This window comes from Pseudomonas gregormendelii, assembly GCF_017114825.1.
Classification (GTDB): Bacteria; Pseudomonadota; Gammaproteobacteria; order Pseudomonadales; family Pseudomonadaceae; genus Aquipseudomonas; species Aquipseudomonas gregormendelii.
This window is the reverse complement of sequence record NZ_JADEVO010000013.1, coordinates 114493-131007: the sequence shown is the minus strand read 5'-3', so window position 1 is coordinate 131007 and position 16515 is coordinate 114493. Positions and strand designations below refer to the sequence as shown.

At 61.9% G+C, this 16515-nt stretch carries 11 protein-coding genes and 1 pseudogene; all 12 read right to left on the bottom strand.

Annotated features, from left to right (window positions below; all coding sequences use genetic code 11):
• Positions 1-487: 487 nt before the first annotated feature.
• Positions 488-1612 carry a glycine cleavage system aminomethyltransferase GcvT gene (gene gcvT, locus IMW75_RS11745; protein ID WP_205892692.1) on the bottom strand — a complete coding sequence of 375 codons (1125 nt, stop codon included), beginning with the start codon at positions 1610-1612 and terminating at the stop codon, positions 488-490.
• Positions 1613-1654: 42 nt separating this feature from the next.
• The gene (locus tag IMW75_RS11740; protein ID WP_205892691.1) at positions 1655-3031 is read right to left on the bottom strand and encodes an L-serine ammonia-lyase; all 1377 of its coding nucleotides are present in this window, start codon (positions 3029-3031) and stop codon (positions 1655-1657) included.
• Positions 3032-3232: 201 nt separating this feature from the next.
• Positions 3233-6100, bottom strand: a complete 2868-nt coding sequence (gene gcvP / locus IMW75_RS11735; protein ID WP_205892690.1) for an aminomethyl-transferring glycine dehydrogenase — start codon at positions 6098-6100, stop codon at positions 3233-3235.
• Between the two features lie 11 nt (positions 6101-6111).
• A complete protein-coding gene (gene gcvH, locus IMW75_RS11730) occupies positions 6112-6495 on the bottom strand; it encodes a glycine cleavage system protein GcvH (protein ID WP_122840161.1) in 384 nt (127 codons plus the stop codon).
• Positions 6496-6943: 448 nt separating this feature from the next.
• Positions 6944-8452, bottom strand: a complete 1509-nt coding sequence (locus IMW75_RS11725; RefSeq protein WP_045058213.1) for a sigma-54-dependent transcriptional regulator — start codon at positions 8450-8452, stop codon at positions 6944-6946.
• 189 nt (positions 8453-8641) lie between these two features.
• Positions 8642-9001: a DUF5064 family protein gene (locus IMW75_RS11720; RefSeq protein ID WP_205892689.1), complete on the bottom strand. Its 360-nt coding sequence runs from the start codon at positions 8999-9001 to the stop codon at positions 8642-8644.
• Between the two features lie 168 nt (positions 9002-9169).
• Positions 9170-9925 carry a methyl-accepting chemotaxis protein gene (locus IMW75_RS27375; protein ID WP_442963619.1) on the bottom strand — a complete coding sequence of 252 codons (756 nt, stop codon included), beginning with the start codon at positions 9923-9925 and terminating at the stop codon, positions 9170-9172.
• A 102-nt stretch (positions 9926-10027) separates the two neighbouring features.
• Positions 10028-11035: pseudogene (locus IMW75_RS27370) on the bottom strand (methyl-accepting chemotaxis protein); the annotation flags it as partial.
• A 523-nt stretch (positions 11036-11558) separates the two neighbouring features.
• Positions 11559-11948, bottom strand: coding sequence for a YbaN family protein (locus IMW75_RS11710; protein ID WP_045058281.1), 390 nt, complete (start codon positions 11946-11948; stop codon positions 11559-11561).
• 191 nt (positions 11949-12139) lie between these two features.
• Positions 12140-12742 (bottom strand): biliverdin-producing heme oxygenase, encoded by a 603-nt coding sequence (locus tag IMW75_RS11705; RefSeq protein ID WP_205892687.1) that lies wholly within the window; start codon positions 12740-12742, stop codon positions 12140-12142.
• Between the two features lie 115 nt (positions 12743-12857).
• Entirely contained in the window at positions 12858-15422 is a 2565-nt protein-coding gene (locus tag IMW75_RS11700) for a TonB-dependent receptor (protein ID WP_205892686.1), read from the bottom strand.
• A gap of 122 nt (positions 15423-15544) precedes the next feature.
• Positions 15545-16510: a FecR domain-containing protein gene (locus tag IMW75_RS11695; protein WP_205892685.1), complete on the bottom strand. Its 966-nt coding sequence runs from the start codon at positions 16508-16510 to the stop codon at positions 15545-15547.
• Between the last annotated feature and the right edge of the window lie 5 nt (positions 16511-16515).

Below are 16515 nucleotides of genomic sequence, written 5' to 3'. Positions count from 1 at the left end.
TAAACGCTTCGATTTCAAATGTCCGATCGAAGTGATGAGTGAGGTGATGCAAAAGGCCATTGCGATGCGGCACGATACTCCCACTTCGATTCAATAACCGTGTTGCACTCAGCTCCTGCAACCGCCCAGCCTCTTTCTCATGAAAGAGTACTGGGGCTGGTTGCAGGAGAGTAAGAAGACGTCGAGCGGGATGTAGCTAACTTGTAGGCTACTGCCCAGGTCACGATTCCAAGCGACCCATGCAAACACAGTGAACAAACTCTACGCCAACTAGCCAATAAAAAACAAGCCCCTGTGAGGGGCCCGGTTTGCTTGGCTGTGAGGCTGTTAGTGGAGGCGTTGGTGCAGGCTTATTCGATAGCGCTGTTCAAATGTTTTCGACTGTTATAAGTACTGTTCATTATCGAACGGTTGCACTGTTTTATGGCGGCTGCGTTACAGATTAGTGCAGTGTTAACGCAGCCACGTTACTTATAGAAACAGTCAATCAACCGCGATAGTAGCGTTGTGGAACAAATGGCATTTTGCTTACAAGCAAAGGCACCTTTTTCCCACGGACGATCGCCCAGACGGGGGTGTCGAGCGAAACGTACGCCGAGTCGAGGTAACCCATGGCCAGAGGGACGCCCAGGGTGGGGCCGAAACCACCGCTGCAGACGCTGCCGATGATCTCGCCCGCTTCGTTGACGATTTCCGCGCCTTCGCGCACCGGCGTGCGCTCTTGCGGCAGCAGGCCTACGCGTTTGCGGCTGACGCCGCCCTGTTGTTGCGCGAAGATGTTTTCGGCGCCCGGGAAACCGCCGGCCCGTGCGCCATCGGCACGACGCGGCTTGGAGATGGCCCACAGCAGGCTCGCCTCGATTGGGGTGGTCTCGGTGTTCATGTCGTGGCCATAGAGGCACAGGCCGGCTTCCAGGCGCAGGGAGTCGCGAGCGCCCAGACCGATCGCGGCCACTTCCGGCTCGGCCAACAGGGCGCGGGCCAAGGCTTCGGCATTCGCGGCCGGCACGGAGATCTCGAAACCGTCTTCGCCGGTGTAGCCCGAGCGGCTGACGAAACATTCCACGCCCAGCAGCTGGACGCGCGTGAACTGCATGAAGGTCATCTTCGCCACTTCAGGCGCCAGGCGCGCGAGCACGGTCACGGCGGCCGGGCCTTGCAAGGCCAGCAGCGCACGCTCTTCGAACAGCGGCTCGATGGTGCACTGCTCGCCGATGTGCTTGCGCAGGTGCGCCAGGTCCTGGTCCTTGCAGGCGGCGTTGACCACCAGGAACAGTTCGTCGTTGCCCAGGTTGGCGACCATCAGGTCGTCGAGAATGCCACCGGCCTCGTTGGTGAACATCGCGTAGCGCTGCATGCCCACCGGCAAGTCGATGATGTCTACCGGTACCAGGGTTTCCAGGGCCTCGGCAGCCTTGGCGCCGGTCAGGCGAATCTGGCCCATGTGCGAGACATCGAACAACCCGGCCTGGTCGCGGGTGTGCTGGTGTTCTTTCATCACGCCCAGCGGGTATTGCACCGGCATGTCGTAGCCGGCGAACGGCACCATGCGCGCGCCGAGTTCGATGTGCAGGGCGTGCAGCGGGGTAGTCAGCAATTGTTCGGTGGACATGTTGTGCTCCTGAAAAAATGTGCAGAGGCCAATGCGCGCGCATCAGCATTCGATAATGTTGACCGCCAGACCGCCGCGGGCGGTCTCCTTGTATTTGCTTTTCATGTCGGCGCCGGTCTGGCGCATGGTGCGGATGACTTTGTCGAGGGAGACGAAGTGCTGCCCGTCACCGCGCAGGGCCATGCGGACCGCATTGATGGCCTTGACCGAGCCCATCGCATTGCGTTCGATGCAAGGCACTTGCACCAGGCCGCCGATGGGGTCGCAGGTCAGGCCGAGGTTGTGTTCCATGCCGATTTCCGCGGCGTTTTCCACTTGCTGCACGCTGCCGCCGAGGACTTCGCACAAGGCACCCGCCGCCATGGAACAGGCCACTCCTACTTCGCCCTGGCAGCCGACTTCGGCACCGGAGATCGAGGCGTTTTCCTTGTACAGAATGCCAATGGCCGCTGCGGTGAGCAGGAAGCGCACCACGCCGTCATCGTTCGCGCCGGGAATGAAGCGCATGTAGTAATGCAGCACCGCCGAGATAATACCCGCCGCGCCGTTGGTGGGCGCCGTCACGACTCGTCCGCCGTTGGCGTTTTCTTCGTTGACCGCCAGGGCATACAGATTGACCCAGTCCAGTACCGAGAGCGGATCGCGCAAGGACGATTCGGGGTTCTTGCACAATTGCCGATGCAGCGCCGCAGCGCGACGCTTGACCTTCAAACCACCGGGCAGGATGCCTTCGTTGCGACAACCGGCGGCCACGCAATCCTGCATCACTTGCCAGATATTCAGCAGGCCGGCGCGGGTTTCGGCTTCAGGTCGCCAGGCACTTTCATTGGTGAGCATTACCTGGCTGATCGACAGGCCGTAGGTCGCGCAATGCCCCAGCAGGTCCTTGGCGCTCTTGAACGGGAACGTCAGTTTGGTGGCATCTTCGACAATGCGGTCGGCACCGGCTGCATCCTCATCGACCACAAACCCGCCGCCTACCGAGTAGTACTCGCGGCTGCGGGTTTGCAAACCGGCAGCATCGAACGCACGAAAAATCATGCCGTTGGGGTGATAAGGCAGCGGTTTGCGAATCATCGCCAGGTGTTCTTTCTCGTTGAACGCGATGCTGTGCTGACCCAGGAGGTTCAAGCGACCGTTGCCGCGAATCTCTTGCAGGCGAGCAGCGACGGTTTCGGTGTTCACGGTGTCCGGGTGTTCGCCTTCCAGCCCGAGCAACACGGCCTTGTCGCTGCCGTGGCCTTTGCCGGTGGCACCGAGTGAGCCGTAGAGCTCGACCTTGACGCAGGCGGTTGCAGCCAGCAGCCCTTCACGGCGCAAGCCTTCGGCGAAACGCGCGGCAGCGCGCATTGGGCCGACGGTGTGGGAACTGGAGGGGCCGATGCCAATCTTGAACAGGTCGAACACGCTTAAAGCCATGGTTGTTCTCCGGTTTCTTGTTATGGGAATTGGCGGAATTTTTAACTGGACACGGTCCTGTGGGAGCTGGCTTGCCTGCGATGGCGTTGGTTCAGTCGCCATCGACGCTGTCTGACAGGCCGCCATCGCAGGCAAGCCAGCTCCCACAGGTTTTGTGGTGTTCTTGAGAAAGAGGGGCAGGCGCACCCGCCCCTCATTGGTTTAAGCGTAGCTTTCGATCGACGGGCAGGCGCACACCAGGTTGCGATCACCGAACACGTTGTCGACGCGACCGACCGGTGGCCAGTACTTGCCTTCGATCAGCGATGCTACAGGGTAGACCGCCTGCTCACGGCTGTACGGGTGAGTCCACTCGCCGACCAGTTCCGCCGCAGTGTGCGGAGCGTTCTTCAGCGGGTTGTCGTCCTTGTCCAGCGTGCCGTTTTCCACTGCGCGGATTTCTTCGCGGATGCGGATCATGGCGTCGCAAAAGCGGTCCAGTTCTTCCCTGGATTCGCTTTCGGTCGGCTCGATCATCAGGGTGCCAGCGACCGGGAACGACATGGTCGGTGCGTGGAAACCGAAATCGATCAGGCGCTTGGCCACGTCATCGACGCTGATGCCGCTGCTGTCTTTGAGTGGACGCAGGTCCAGGATGCACTCGTGGGCTACCAGGCCATTGCTGCCGGTGTAGAGCACTGGATAGTGCTCTTCGAGGCGACGGGAAATGTAGTTCGCGTTCAGGATCGCCAGCTGCGAAGCACGCTTGAGGCCCGCGCCGCCCATCATCCGAATGTACATCCATGTGATCGGCAAAATGCTCGCGCTGCCGAACGGTGCTGCGCAGACCGCGCCTTCTTTACGCTCCATGGTGCCGTGACCCGGCAGGAACGGAGTCAGGTGCGATTTGACGCCGATCGGGCCAACGCCCGGGCCGCCACCACCGTGAGGGATGCAGAACGTCTTGTGCAGGTTCAGGTGCGAGACGTCGCCGCCGAACTTGCCCGGTGCGCAGAGGCCGACCATTGCGTTCATGTTGGCGCCGTCGATGTACACCTGGCCGCCGTTGTCATGAATGATCCCGCAGATTTCGCGGATGCCTTCTTCGAAAACGCCGTGGGTCGACGGGTAGGTGATCATCAGCGCCGCAAGGTGTTCGCGATGCTCGATGGCCTTGGCGCGCAGGTCTTCGATGTCGACGTTGCCGCGGGCATCGCAGGCGGTCACGACCACGCGCATGCCGGCCATGTTGGCCGTCGCCGGGTTGGTGCCGTGGGCAGACGACGGGATCAGGCAGATGTCGCGACGGTCTTCGCCACGGCTCTGGTGGTAAGCGCGAATAGCCAGCAGCCCGGCATATTCACCTTGCGAACCGGCGTTCGGCTGCAAGGAGATGGAGTCGTAGCCGGTCGCGGCGCAGAGCATCGCTTCAAGTTCGTCGGTCAGTTGCTGGTAGCCGGCACTTTGCTCGGCCGGGGCGAACGGGTGCAGGGCGCCGAATTCAGCCCAGGTCACCGGGATCATTTCGCTGGCAGCGTTGAGTTTCATGGTGCACGAACCCAGCGGGATCATGGTGCGATCCAGGGCCAGGTCCTTGTCGGCGAGCTTGCGCAGGTAGCGCATCAGCTCGGTTTCCGAGTGATAACGGTTGAATACCGGGTGGCTGAGGATCGGCGTTTGACGAACCAGCGCAGCCGGGATGGTGCTGACCACTGCAGCAGCGAGGGCGGAGAAGTCCGGCAGCGCCTGGCCGTCGGCGAACAGGGCCCACAGTGTTTCGACATCAGCTTGCGACGTGGTTTCGTCAAGGGACAGGCCCAGACGTTCGCCATCGACGACGCGCAGGTTGATCTGCTGCGCATGCGCCTGGTCGTGCAGCTTGGCGGTGTGGGCGCCAGTGTTGAGCGTCAGGGTGTCGAAGAAGTTTTCTTGCTCGACGTTCAGCCCCAGTGCGCTCAAGCCTTTGGCGAGGATCGCCGTCAGGTGATGAATGCGCTTGGCGATCTGCGTCAGGCCTTTTGGACCGTGATACACGGCGTACATGTTGGCAATGTTGGCCAACAGAACCTGCGCGGTGCAGATGTTCGAGGTGGCCTTCTCGCGGCGGATGTGTTGCTCGCGAGTCTGCATCGCCAGGCGCAGGGCCGGCTTGCCGAAACGGTCGACGGAAACGCCCACCAGGCGGCCCGGCATGTCACGCTTGAATGCATCTTTGGTAGAGAAGTACGCTGCGTGCGGGCCACCGAAGCCCAGCGGCACGCCGAAACGCTGGGCGCTGCCGATGGCCACGTCGGCGCCGAATTCGCCTGGCGGGGTCAGCACCGTCAGGGCCAGCAGGTCAGCGGCAACCGCCACCAGAGCGTTGGCGGCGTGGAAGCGTTCGGTCAGTGCGCGGTAGTCAAAGACATCACCGTTGCTTGCCGGGTACTGCAGCAGTGCGCCGAAGAACGGCGTCACGTCAGTCAGCTCAAGCTCGTCGCCGACGACCACGTCGATGCCCAGAGGCTCGGCACGGGTGCGCAGCACGTCGAGGGTCTGCGGGTGGCAGTGAACCGATGCAAAGAACGCGTGGCTGCCTTTGTTCTTGCTCAGGCGCTTGCAGAAAGTCATGGCTTCGGCTGCAGCGGTGGCTTCATCGAGCAGCGAAGCGTTGGCGATCGGCAGGCCGGTCAGGTCGCTGATCAGCGTCTGGAAGTTGAGCAATGCTTCGAGGCGACCCTGGGAGATCTCTGGCTGATACGGGGTGTAGGCGGTGTACCAGGCCGGGTTTTCCAGCAGGTTGCGCAGGATAGGCGACGGTGTGTGGGTGCCGTAGTAGCCCTGGCCGATGAAGGTCTTGAACAGCTGGTTCTTGCCGGCGATGCTTTTGATCATGGCCAGGGCGTCGGCTTCACTCAGGCCGTCGTCCATGCCGAGCACGCTGGTGCCCTTGATGCTTTCCGGGATCACGCTGGCGCTCAAGGCTTCCAGGGAGTCGAAACCGAGGCTATTGAGCATGGCTTGCTCATCGCCGGCGCGCGGGCCGATGTGGCGCGCGATGAATTCGTTGGCGGTGCTTGTGGTTACAACGGCAGGGTTTACTTGAGTCATGTCGGCGCTCCTCAGGCTTCGGCGTTGGCTTTGATCAGACGGTCGTAAGCGTCCTGATCCAGCAGTTTGGCGACGGCAGAGGCGTCGGTTGGCTGAAAGCGGAAGAACCAGCCTTCACCCATTGGATCTTCGTTGACCAGTTCCGGGCTGCTGTCGAGCGCCGGGTTGACTTGCAGCACTTCACCGTCCAGGGGCATGTACACGCCGCTGGCCGCTTTTACCGACTCCACGGTGGCCGCTTCCGCGCCCTTTTCGTAGGACTGCAGCTCTGGCAGTTGTACGAAAACCACGTCGCCCAGGGCGTTCTGCGCGAAGGCGGTGATGCCGACTGTGACGCTGCCGTCAGCTTCGGTGCGCAGCCATTCGTGATCTTCAGTAAAACGCAACTCGCTCATGGAAACTCCTAAGGGGGCCAGACTCGTCTGGTGGACGCGATTGAATGCTTGGGGCGTTAGCCCTGATTTATGCAGGGGTAATAAGCAAAATCGCGGCCAATGTTTTAAAAGCCATATAAAACAATGAGTTGCGTGATTTTAAGGCGACGAGGAATGATTTTTGTGTAGCGAAATCGCTACAGCTTGGGGCGTGGAAAAAAGCCTATCTGGATCAAAGCCTTGCACACCGGTGGTTGGGGAAGAGTGTAGCGATATCGTTCCGCTGTAGCGCTTTCAGTACGGCTGGAGGTCGTTTCCAAGCAGGTTAGAAGCCTTCCGATTGGAATTCGTCCCGCAGGAGCGGCCGAAGGCTGCGATCTTGTCGCAGGCAACACAGTATCAACGTCAAGAGATCGCAGCCTTCGGCAGCTCCTACAGGATGGGGCCAGGCGTGAGCATTCTGTGACGGCTACTGCCTGGTGGGGATGCCGTACTTGCGCAGCCGATGCGCGATCGCCGTGTGGGAGGTCTGCAGGCGGCTGGCGAGCTGCCGGGTCGAGGGGTAACTGACGTAGAGTTTTTCCAGCAGGGTTTTCTCGAACTCGTCCATGGCCTGCTCCAGGCTGTCGACTTCGGTGTCGCTCTGGCGTGCCACCGAGGTGCCGGCGATGTCGAGGTCGCCGATGTCCACCAGGCTGCTTTCGCAAATGGCAGCGGCGCGGAAAATCACGTTCTGCAACTGCCGTACGTTGCCTGGCCAGCGGTTGCCCAGCAGCGCCGGATAAGTCCCGGGCGCCAGGCGACACACCGGGCGCTGGATCTGTGCACAGGCCTGCTGCATGAAGTAACGGGCCAGCAGGAGGATGTCCTGGCCCCGCTCACGCAGCGGCGGGACTTCGACATTCAGGACATTCAGGCGGTAGAAGAGGTCTTCGCGGAACGAGCCTTCGCTGACCATTTTTTCCAGGTCGCGGTGGGTTGCGCTGAGGATTCGCACGTTGACCTTCACTTCGCGGTCACCACCGACTCGCCGAAAGCTGCCGTCATTCAAAAAGCGCAACAGTTTCGCCTGCAGGTAGGGAGACATCTCGCCGATCTCGTCGAGAAACACCGTACCCTGGTTGGCCAGTTCCATCAGTCCCGGTTTACCGCCTCGTTGCGCTCCGGTGAATGCCCCGGGGGCGTAGCCGAACAGTTCGCTTTCGGCGAGGTTCTCCGGCAATGCCGCGCAGTTCAGCGCCAGGAAAGGTGAACTGTACCGGGCGCTGATGGCGTGGCAGGCGCGCGCTACCAGTTCCTTGCCGGTGCCCGTTTCGCCCTGGATCAGCAGGGGCGCATCCAGGGCCGCCACGCGCTGGGCACGGGCCTTGAGGGTGCGGATGGCGGGAGATTCGCCAAGTAGCGCATCAAAGCCTTCGGCATGGTCATGGTGCAGCGCTGACAGGCGCTCGCCGATACGGTTGGGTTGATACAGGGTCAGCAACGCACCGGCGTCGGTAATGGGCGTGGCGTCGAGCAGCAGGGTCTGGCCGTTGACGGTGATCTCGCGCAGCGGCAGGCGAAAGCCGTGCTCCAGCAACGCGTCGAGCAGCGCCGGGTCGGCAAACAGCTCCGCCACGCTTTCCCCGGCCGGTTCGCGACCATACAGGGCAATCAGTGCCGGGTTGGCCAGCAATACATTGCCCGCACTGTCGAGCGCCAGCACCGGGTCGGTCATGGCTGCCAGCAAGGCATCGAGCTGCAGGTGCCGGCGCTGGCCAGGCAGGATGTCCACCACCGTCACGGCCTGCACGCCGCGCACGCTGAACAGCGCATCGCGCAGCTCTTCGAGTACTTCCGGGCTCAAGGTCGGAGCGTCGATGTAGACGTTGGGCGGCACCATTTCCACCGCATCCAGGTTGAGATTGCGCCCACCGAGCAACGCCAGAACTTCCTGGGTGATGCCGACTCGGTCGATGAAGCTGACGTGAATGCGCATGGGGCGATGGGGTTCTGGCGTGCGGAGGGTGGCAAGTATGCCTTGGGCAGGGCTGCAGGTGAAATCCTGGGCTGATATCGCGGCCCTTCAGAAGCAAAGGTTGCCTGGTGTGCATTGGTCTGTGGGAGCAAAGCTTGCTTTGTTCCCTCAGGCCTCCCTTACAGCTTTACTCCTGCAGGGCTGTGCCGGTTATTCGAGGTGTTCGGGTTTGACCGGGTCGCCGGATTTGACGTCGAGCTGTGCCCGGACGTCTTCAAACATCAGGTCGTACGCCTTGTGCACCGTGCCGATGCCGGCGTCCTTGGGCAGGCCATGCGTCTGCGCCAGGCGAGTGGCATGGCGGGCGAAATCGAATGCCTGGTCCTTGGGCAGGAAAAACTCCTCCTGCAGTTCCTTGCCCTGCACCGAGCCATGCATCTTGAACAGCATGCCTTCGCCTTCCTTGGGGTCCTGGGTCACTTCATAGTCGATGCTCAGCGCGTAGCTGTAGTCATCCTTGTTCAGCGCCGTGCGCTCGATATGCAGGTGACCGGGCTCGAACGTAGCCATTGGCATCTCTCCGTATCAGTTGGTAATGCCAGGTGTCGCCGCGCAGACGGGAGCGCCGGCAGGGGCCTGGATAATCGTTTCGCTGTCCGAGAGTGGACCGAACAGCGCGATATTTCCAGTAAAGCGACCTCGTTCGAGTATTTCCAGGCTCACGCCCACAGGGGCCTGTCAGACGCGGAACTGATCCATCAGCTTCATCTGATGGGTCGTCAGCGAATTGAGGTGGCTGCTGATCTGTGCCGATTCGGTCGCTTGCCCGGTCAGGGTTTCGGTGACGGTGCGGATGGCCGAGACGTTGCGGTTGACCTCTTCGGCCACGGCGCTTTGCTGCTCGGCGGCGCTGGCGATTTGCAGGTTCATGTCGCTGATCACGGTGACCGCATCACTGATCTTGCTCAAGGCCTGGACCGCTTGCTGGATCTGGCCAGCGTTGCTGTGGGCCTGGGTCTGGCTCGAGTGCATGGTGGCAACCACGCCGCGGGTGCCTGTCTGAATACGTTCGATCACGCTGCGAATTTCTTCCACCGAGTCCTGGGTACGTTTGGCCAGGTTGCGCACTTCATCCGCCACCACCGCAAAACCACGGCCACTCTCGCCGGCGCGTGCGGCTTCGATGGCGGCGTTGAGGGCCAGCAGGTTGGTTTGTTCGGCGATGCTGCGGATCACTTCCAGCACTGAACCGATCTGCTCGCTGTTGACCGCCAACGCTTCGACTTCGGTGACCGCCTTGCTGACTTCATCGGCCAGTTGATTGATGTCGCGGGTGCTGCGCTCAATGATCTGCATGCCATCGCGGGCCGATTGGTCGGCGCCTTTGGCGGCGTTGGCCGCATTGGAGGCACTGTTGGCGACGTCATGGGCGGTGGCGCTCATTTCATTGGACGCAGTGGCAACCTGATCGATCTCGCGGAACTGCACCTGCATGCCTTCGCTGGTCTGGCGGGCAATTTCCGAGGACTGGTCGGCCGTGCCGCGCGCATCGGTAATGCTCTGTTTGATCTGCGCGATGGTCGGCTGCAGCTTGTCGAGGAAGCGGTTGAACCAGCTGACCAATTCGCCCAGCTCGTCTTTCTTGCTGTACTGCAGACGCTGGGTGAGGTCGCCGTCGCCGCTGGCAATCGCCTTGAGCATCTGGGCAACGCTGTTGATCGGCCGGGTCACGCCCGAGGCGGTGAGCCACATCAGCAACAGGCCGACCAGGCCAGCCGCCACCGCCACCAGCACGGCTTTGATGGTGCCGCTTTGCTGGGCCTCATCGAGTACCGCTTGCAGCTTCACCGAATCGGCCAGCAAGACGTTTTTCGGCAGGTCGATCACCACGCCCCAGGCCTTGGAATCAGTAATCGGGCTGACCGGATACACGGCACGAATCAGCTCGCCCTGCTCGAGGATTTTCGGCGTGCCAGCGCTGAGCAGCTGCAGCACTTCCTTGCCATCGCTGCCCAAGGTGTCGCCGATGCTTTTGCCGACCTTGCTGGCGTCAACGCTGTAACCTGCGAGCACGCCACTGCCGGAGACGATCAGCATGTGCCCGGCGCTGTTGAACAGGTCACGCTGGGATTCGACAGCGGCCGCTTGCAGGGCATCGAGGGCGATATCCACACCGACCACGCCGATGGTTTTGCCATCCACCAGCAGCGGCACGGAAATGGTGGTCATCAGCATTTCCTTGCCGTTGACGGTATCGGCATACGGGTCCAGCAGGCAGGTGCGCTTGCTGTCGCGAGGGCAGGTGTACCAGCTGTTATAGGGCGTGCCGTTGATGTTGAGGGTGGTCTTGGTCATGTCGTCTTCGACCATGATCGTGTTGATCCCGGCACCACCGGCACGGCTCCAGTAACTGGCAAATCGCCCGGCCTCGTTGGACTGGCGCGCCGCGTCGTTGGCGAATTCGCTGTCCTTGCCGTCCAGGCCGTTGGGTTCGAATGCCAGCCAGATCCCCAGCACTTTGCTGTTGCGCTCGAAGGCGGTTCGCAGGCTCTGGTTCAATTCCTCACGCACAGTCCCCGCTTCCAGCGACCGCTTGGCCGCCATGCTGCGCAGGTCCTGGATCTGATCCGCCAAAGCCGTGACCACCGTCAGGCTCTCGCCGAAGGTCTTCTGCACCCGCACGGCTTGCTCTGCGGCTTTGGCTTGCAGCAGATTCTGCACGCTGTCGGTGAGCATTTTGCTGCTGGAGGCGCTGACCAGTTCGTCGTTCTGGTTGGTCTGGTAGATATTCATGCCCACGATCAGGGCAAGCACGCCCAGCAGGCAAAGGCCGGACAGCAGCACGATTTTCAGGCGGATGGAGAGAGAGTCGAACATAAGGCGAACTCGCGAATGGATGAGGTGTTGGCTGTGGGTCGAGACCGACCCGGTTCGCCAAGTCCATTCAGCGCCATGGGAGAGGCATCGGCGTGGGGAAGGTTTGCATGAGTAAAAGCCGATGAACGGTCAGCGCAAGCGTTTGCGAGGGTTCATTGGGTGTCGGGAAGCTCGCTCCCACATTGAACCGGGTCACTGTGGCAAATACCTGTGGGAGCCAGCCGGCTGGCGATGGGCAGGACTCGGTCTTTCAGGAAGAGTGCGCCAGGGACTCGGGCCTCGACCAGATCCACAGGTTGCCCAGGCTCATCCCGGCGATGGCCAGGTAGATCGGCCAGCCGTGATCGAGCATCACCAGCATCAGCCCGGCGCACAGCAACATGCTGGCCGTGGCGCTGACTTTGGCGCGACGGGTGATGATCTTGCCGTTGCGCCAGTTGTGGAGCATCGGGCCGAACAGGCGGTGGTTCTCCAGCCAGGCGCTAAGGCGTGGGGAGCTGCGGGTAGCGGCCCAGGCGGCGAGCAGGATGAACTCGGTGGTTGGCAGGCCAGGCACCACAATAGCGACCAGGCCTATGCCCAGGCTGACGTAGGCCAGCAGGCCGAAAAGAAAACGTATGAGTCTGGAAGATGAGGGCATGGGCTCAAGGTAACGCATGTGGGGCTTGATCGGAGGAGCCAGGGTGCGGTCCTTTTGGGAGGAGCCGGGGCGCGGTCCTGTGGGAGCAAGGCTTGCCCGCGTTAGCGATGCCGCGGTCCAACCTGTCAATCGCGGCGCCTCAATCGCGGGCAAGCCTTGCTCCCACAGACAAGCAAGCCAGCTCTAACCTGTCAGGCAAATTCCGGGGTATAGGCCTGTTCCAGCAGCACGGTGAAGCGGTTAAAGGCATCGATCGCACCTTTATCCAGTTCAGCTTCTTGCTGTGCACTCAACTGCAGTCCATCCAGGGTCTTCACGAAGCGCTTCCAGCCCTCAGCACGACCACCGGCGGGTTCAGCGAGGTGGCGCGCGCCAAAAGTCTCGCTCAGCCCCAGGCCCACCGCGCGCTTGATCAGGAATGCCGCGCCCAGCTTCGAGCCTTCGGACACAAACAGCCAGCCCAGGGCCTCGGCCTGGGTTGGAGCGTTCACCGCGCCTGCCACGGGTGCCGGTACCTCGGTGTCGAGGTCTGCCAGGTCAGCCCTGGCCGCTTCCGCCCGGCAGCGCGCCGGCAGGTCGGGGACGATGGCGGTCAGTTCGGCGTCGTTGTACAGCGCCACCAGTTCCGACTGGAACAGGTACTGCGCGACGACGAAGCGGGCGAAGTTGGCCTGGGTTTCGAAAGGCGCGTGGGCTTTGACCAGTGCATCGAGTTTGGTGTGTGGTTCGTGGGTGATCTGGTTCAAGCGTTGTGAACGCAGAGCGGGGCGTTGAGCAGTGTCCTGGGTGGTCATGACAAATCCTTGAGAGAAAATGGTGCTTGGTAACGAGACGAACGAACAGGCGCCGGACAGTAAAAAAACCTCGTTGCGCGGGGGGAGAGGCCGCCGCGCAATGAGGCACGCAGGATCAGATATCCCACACCAGATTGACCGAGAAGTTGCGCCCCGGCTGGGTCAGGCGGTCTAGGTTGGCAGGCTGGGTCACCGAGGCTTCGCCCACGCTGTCGTAGCCGCGCACGTCATCCCACTGCCAGTACTTTTTGTTGGTCAGGTTGTACAGGCCGGCGTTGACGGTCACATCGTCGGTCACCTTGTAGAAACCGGCGAGGTCGAGCACGCCATAACCCGGGGTCTTGAACTGGGTGCTGGTGCCATCAGGCGTATTGAAGTTGGTGCTGTCGACCCGGTCCTTGCGTTTGACCAGGGTCCAGCTGAGCAGTGCGCCGTATTTGTCCTGGTCATAACCGAGGCCGAATACGCCGGTCAGCGGGTTGATGCTGTTCAGCGGTTCGCCGCTGTCATCGTTGCGACCGTACAGGTAAGACAACGAACCCTGGGTGTAGAGGCCATCGGGCGCGCCGAATGTGTCCAGGTTCAGGCGACCCTTGAGCTCCACACCCTTGATGGTGGCATGCTTGATGTTGTTGCTCTGGAAGGTGAGTTCGTCGTAACCCGGGGTAATGGCGTTCTCGTTGATGAAGTCGCGGTACTTGTTATGGAACACCGCGACGTCGAAGTTGCCGGCTTCAAACTGGCCACGCAGGCCGGTTTCGTAGCTCTTGCTCTTTTCCGGTTCGAGGTTGGGGTTGGGCGCGACCTGATAACCGCCAGAGGTATTTTCGAAGCGGCCGTACAGGGCCTTGGCACTCGGTGTGCGGAAGCCTTCGGCGTACTGGCCGTACCAGGTGTAGTGGTCGTTGAACTGGTAAGTGGTGCCAAACTTCGGCGACAGGCGATGCCAGGTCTTGGTGCTGTCATTCACCTCGCCATTGCCGCTCTGATCGGCGGTGGCCAGGAATCGCTCGGTCAGCTGCGGCTTGAGCTGGGTGTAGTCGTAGCGCAGGCCGGGTACGAAGGTCCAGTTGTTCCAGCTGATCTGATCCTGGGCAAACAGGCTGTAGGTGTTGATGGTCGGGTCCGGGAAATCGCTGGCCGGGGTCAGGGTGTCGGCGGCGCTCGGCGCTCCGATCACCCGGCAGGCGCCGGCCACGCTCAGACAGGTGCCGTCACCGGTGCGCAGGCCGGTGACCTTGTCCTGCTTGAGGGTGGTGCCGTAGGTGACGAGGTGATCGGTTGCGGCGACGGCAAATGCCTTGTCGGCCTGGGCATCGAACACCCACTGGCGATCCTTGTACGTGGTGTTGCGATTACGCAGCACGGTGCGCGACGGCGCGTAGATTTCCTGGGTGCTCTGATCGGTCTTGGCGATCTGGTAGTTCAGGGTCCACTTGATGTTGTCCGCCAGCGCGCTGTCGAGGCCGAAGCGGTGCTCAAGGCCAAAGCGCTCGCGGGTAATGGTTTCGTTGCCACTGCGCGCTTTATAAAAGCCAAAACCGCGCCCGGCGTTGAACGGTCCGCCCACCGCACTCAGCTGGTTGGTGTCACGGTCGTCCTTATAGTGCTCGTAAGTCAGGCCGAATCGCCCGTCCTCGGCATAGTCCCAGCCCAGCTTGGCGAGGATGTTGGTAGTACGCACGTCTTCCGGGTTGGCTTCGGTGCGATTGAGCCCGGTGCCGCCGGTCTCGCCATAGGACTCGGTTTCATGCCCGTTGCGCTGGCTCAGGTGCAGCAAGCCATCAAAGTCGCCAGCGCGCCCGGCGACGGTGCCGGAGGTCAGCCAGCTCTCGTCGGCCGAGCTGTAGCCGGTCTTCAGGCGAGCGCCGACATCCTGGCCGGGTTTGATGATGTCGTCCGGGTCGAGGGTGTAGTAGCTGACTGCGCCACCGATGGCGTTGCTGCCATACAGCACCGAGGCCGGGCCGCGGAGGATCTCCACGCGCTTGACGATTTCCGGGTCGACGTAGTTGCGATTGGTCTGGGCGTAGGGGCCGTTAAAGAAACCGTCGGGCACTTGTACACCGTCGACCTGGGTCAGCACCCGGTCGCCATCGATGCCGCGGATGTTGTAGCCGGTGATGCCGGAGCGCTGTCCTGTGCCACCTACGGATACGCCTGGCTCGTAGCGCACCAGGTCCTTGATGGAGTTGATGTTGTTGCGGTCGAGTTCTTCACGGGTGTGCACCGTGACCGTGCTCGGTACGCTGCTCACGTCCTGTTCCTGGCGGGTCGCGCTGATAGTCACCTGCTGCAGGTTCAGCGCGCCGGTGTTGTTGCGCAACGCCAGGACGATGTTGTTGTTGCCCAGTTTGCGATAGCTCAGGTTGGTCCCCACCAACAGGCGATCGAGGGCGGTTTCCGGCCGCAGGGAGCCGCGCACGCCGGGCGAGGCCACCCCTTGCGCCAGCTCGGCGGAAAACCCGACCTGCCAGCCCGTCACAGCGGTAAACGCATTCAGCGCCGACACCAGGGATTGCTGGGGAATGGCGAAAGCGTAGTCACCGATGTTGCGGGTCTGTTGGCCGTCTGCGGTGGCGGCCAGCAATGGCGCGCTGCCGGCCATCAGAATGGCGGCGGTCAGCAGCGACAGCACGCGCGAAGGGGTAGAGGACTGGCGGGTAAGGCGAGAGGACATCGATAGCGCTCCGTGTCGCACGAATCTTTATAGGTGCTGATTGGCATTTGTGGATGCGAATCAATTGCATTGACTATAACGAGACGAACGAGCTTCAGCTATCGAGTAAAAATAATTCTCATTTAGTTCAAAATCACCAGCGCCGGGAATTCCCTGAGTTGCGCCGAGGTGATGTGGGCCAGCGAGCGCACCACGTCCAGCGGCTGGTCGAGGCGATAATTGCCGGTCACGTTGATGTCCGCCAATTGCTCGTTGTTGTTGATGATCCAGCCAGGGTAATAGCGACGCAGTTCCGCCAGCACCTGGCTCATCGGACAATTCTCGAACACCAGGCGGCCCTGGACCCATGCCAGTTCGGTGGCGGCGTCGAGTTTGGCCGGGCGGTCAAAACCGTTGGGGCCGATGCGAATACTTTCCCCGGCCGACAGGCGCACCCTTGCATCGTCGCGCGTGGCGCGCAGGTCGACATCCCCGCGCTGCACCTGAACCTGCGCCACGCCGTCCAGATAACGCACGGCAAAGGCGGTATCGCGCACGCTGGCCTTCACCGGGCCGGCATCGATTTCCAGCGCCTGGCCACGATTGACCGCCACTTCAAAAAACGCTTCACCCTGATACAGGCGGGCAATGCGCTGCTGATCATTGATGGTGCTGGAAAACGCCGAGTTGGTATTGAGCAGGACTTTTGAACCGTCCTCCAGTTGCAGGCGCTGGCGTTCCCCGACGACGGTCAGGTGATCGGCCTGCAGGCGTATGGGCAGATTGCTGAAGCTGAACAGGCCGAGGATCAGCACGGCGGCGGTTGCCAGGGGTTTCCAGTGCGGACGCAGGCGCGACAGCACCGTTACCTTTGGCGGCCGGGCCGCCAGTGTCTGCGCGCTCAGCATCACTTGCGGGCCATCCCATATCGCCTGCGCCTCGGCAAACGCCTGGGCATTCAACGGGTCGGCGGCGAGCCAGGCCTGAAATGCCTGAGACTGGTCCTCGCTCGGACTGCCCAGCACGATGAGCCAGTCCAGGGCCTGGTCCATCGCGTTGGCGCGGTCCTGCGCCGGGGAGGGCGGAGGCGAGCGGCGGGTGTGCGTCACGGGTT

Coding starts and splice junctions, on each gene's coding strand:
- IMW75_RS11725 (WP_045058213.1), bottom strand. CDS start 8,452: ATGCGCATTCACGTCAGCTTCATCGACCGAGTCGGCATCACCCAGGAA.
- IMW75_RS27375 (WP_442963619.1), bottom strand. CDS start 9,925: ATGCAGGTGCAGTTCCGCGAGATCGATCAGGTTGCCACTGCGTCCAAT.
- gcvP (WP_205892690.1), bottom strand. CDS start 6,100: ATGACTCAAGTAAACCCTGCCGTTGTAACCACAAGCACCGCCAACGAA.
- gcvT (WP_205892692.1), bottom strand. CDS start 1,612: ATGTCCACCGAACAATTGCTGACTACCCCGCTGCACGCCCTGCACATC.
- IMW75_RS11710 (WP_045058281.1), bottom strand. CDS start 11,948: ATGCCCTCATCTTCCAGACTCATACGTTTTCTTTTCGGCCTGCTGGCC.
- gcvH (WP_122840161.1), bottom strand. CDS start 6,495: ATGAGCGAGTTGCGTTTTACTGAAGATCACGAATGGCTGCGCACCGAA.
- IMW75_RS11740 (WP_205892691.1), bottom strand. CDS start 3,031: ATGGCTTTAAGCGTGTTCGACCTGTTCAAGATTGGCATCGGCCCCTCC.
- IMW75_RS11705 (WP_205892687.1), bottom strand. CDS start 12,742: ATGACCACCCAGGACACTGCTCAACGCCCCGCTCTGCGTTCACAACGC.
- IMW75_RS11700 (WP_205892686.1), bottom strand. CDS start 15,422: ATGTCCTCTCGCCTTACCCGCCAGTCCTCTACCCCTTCGCGCGTGCTG.
- IMW75_RS11720 (WP_205892689.1), bottom strand. CDS start 9,001: ATGGCTACGTTCGAGCCCGGTCACCTGCATATCGAGCGCACGGCGCTG.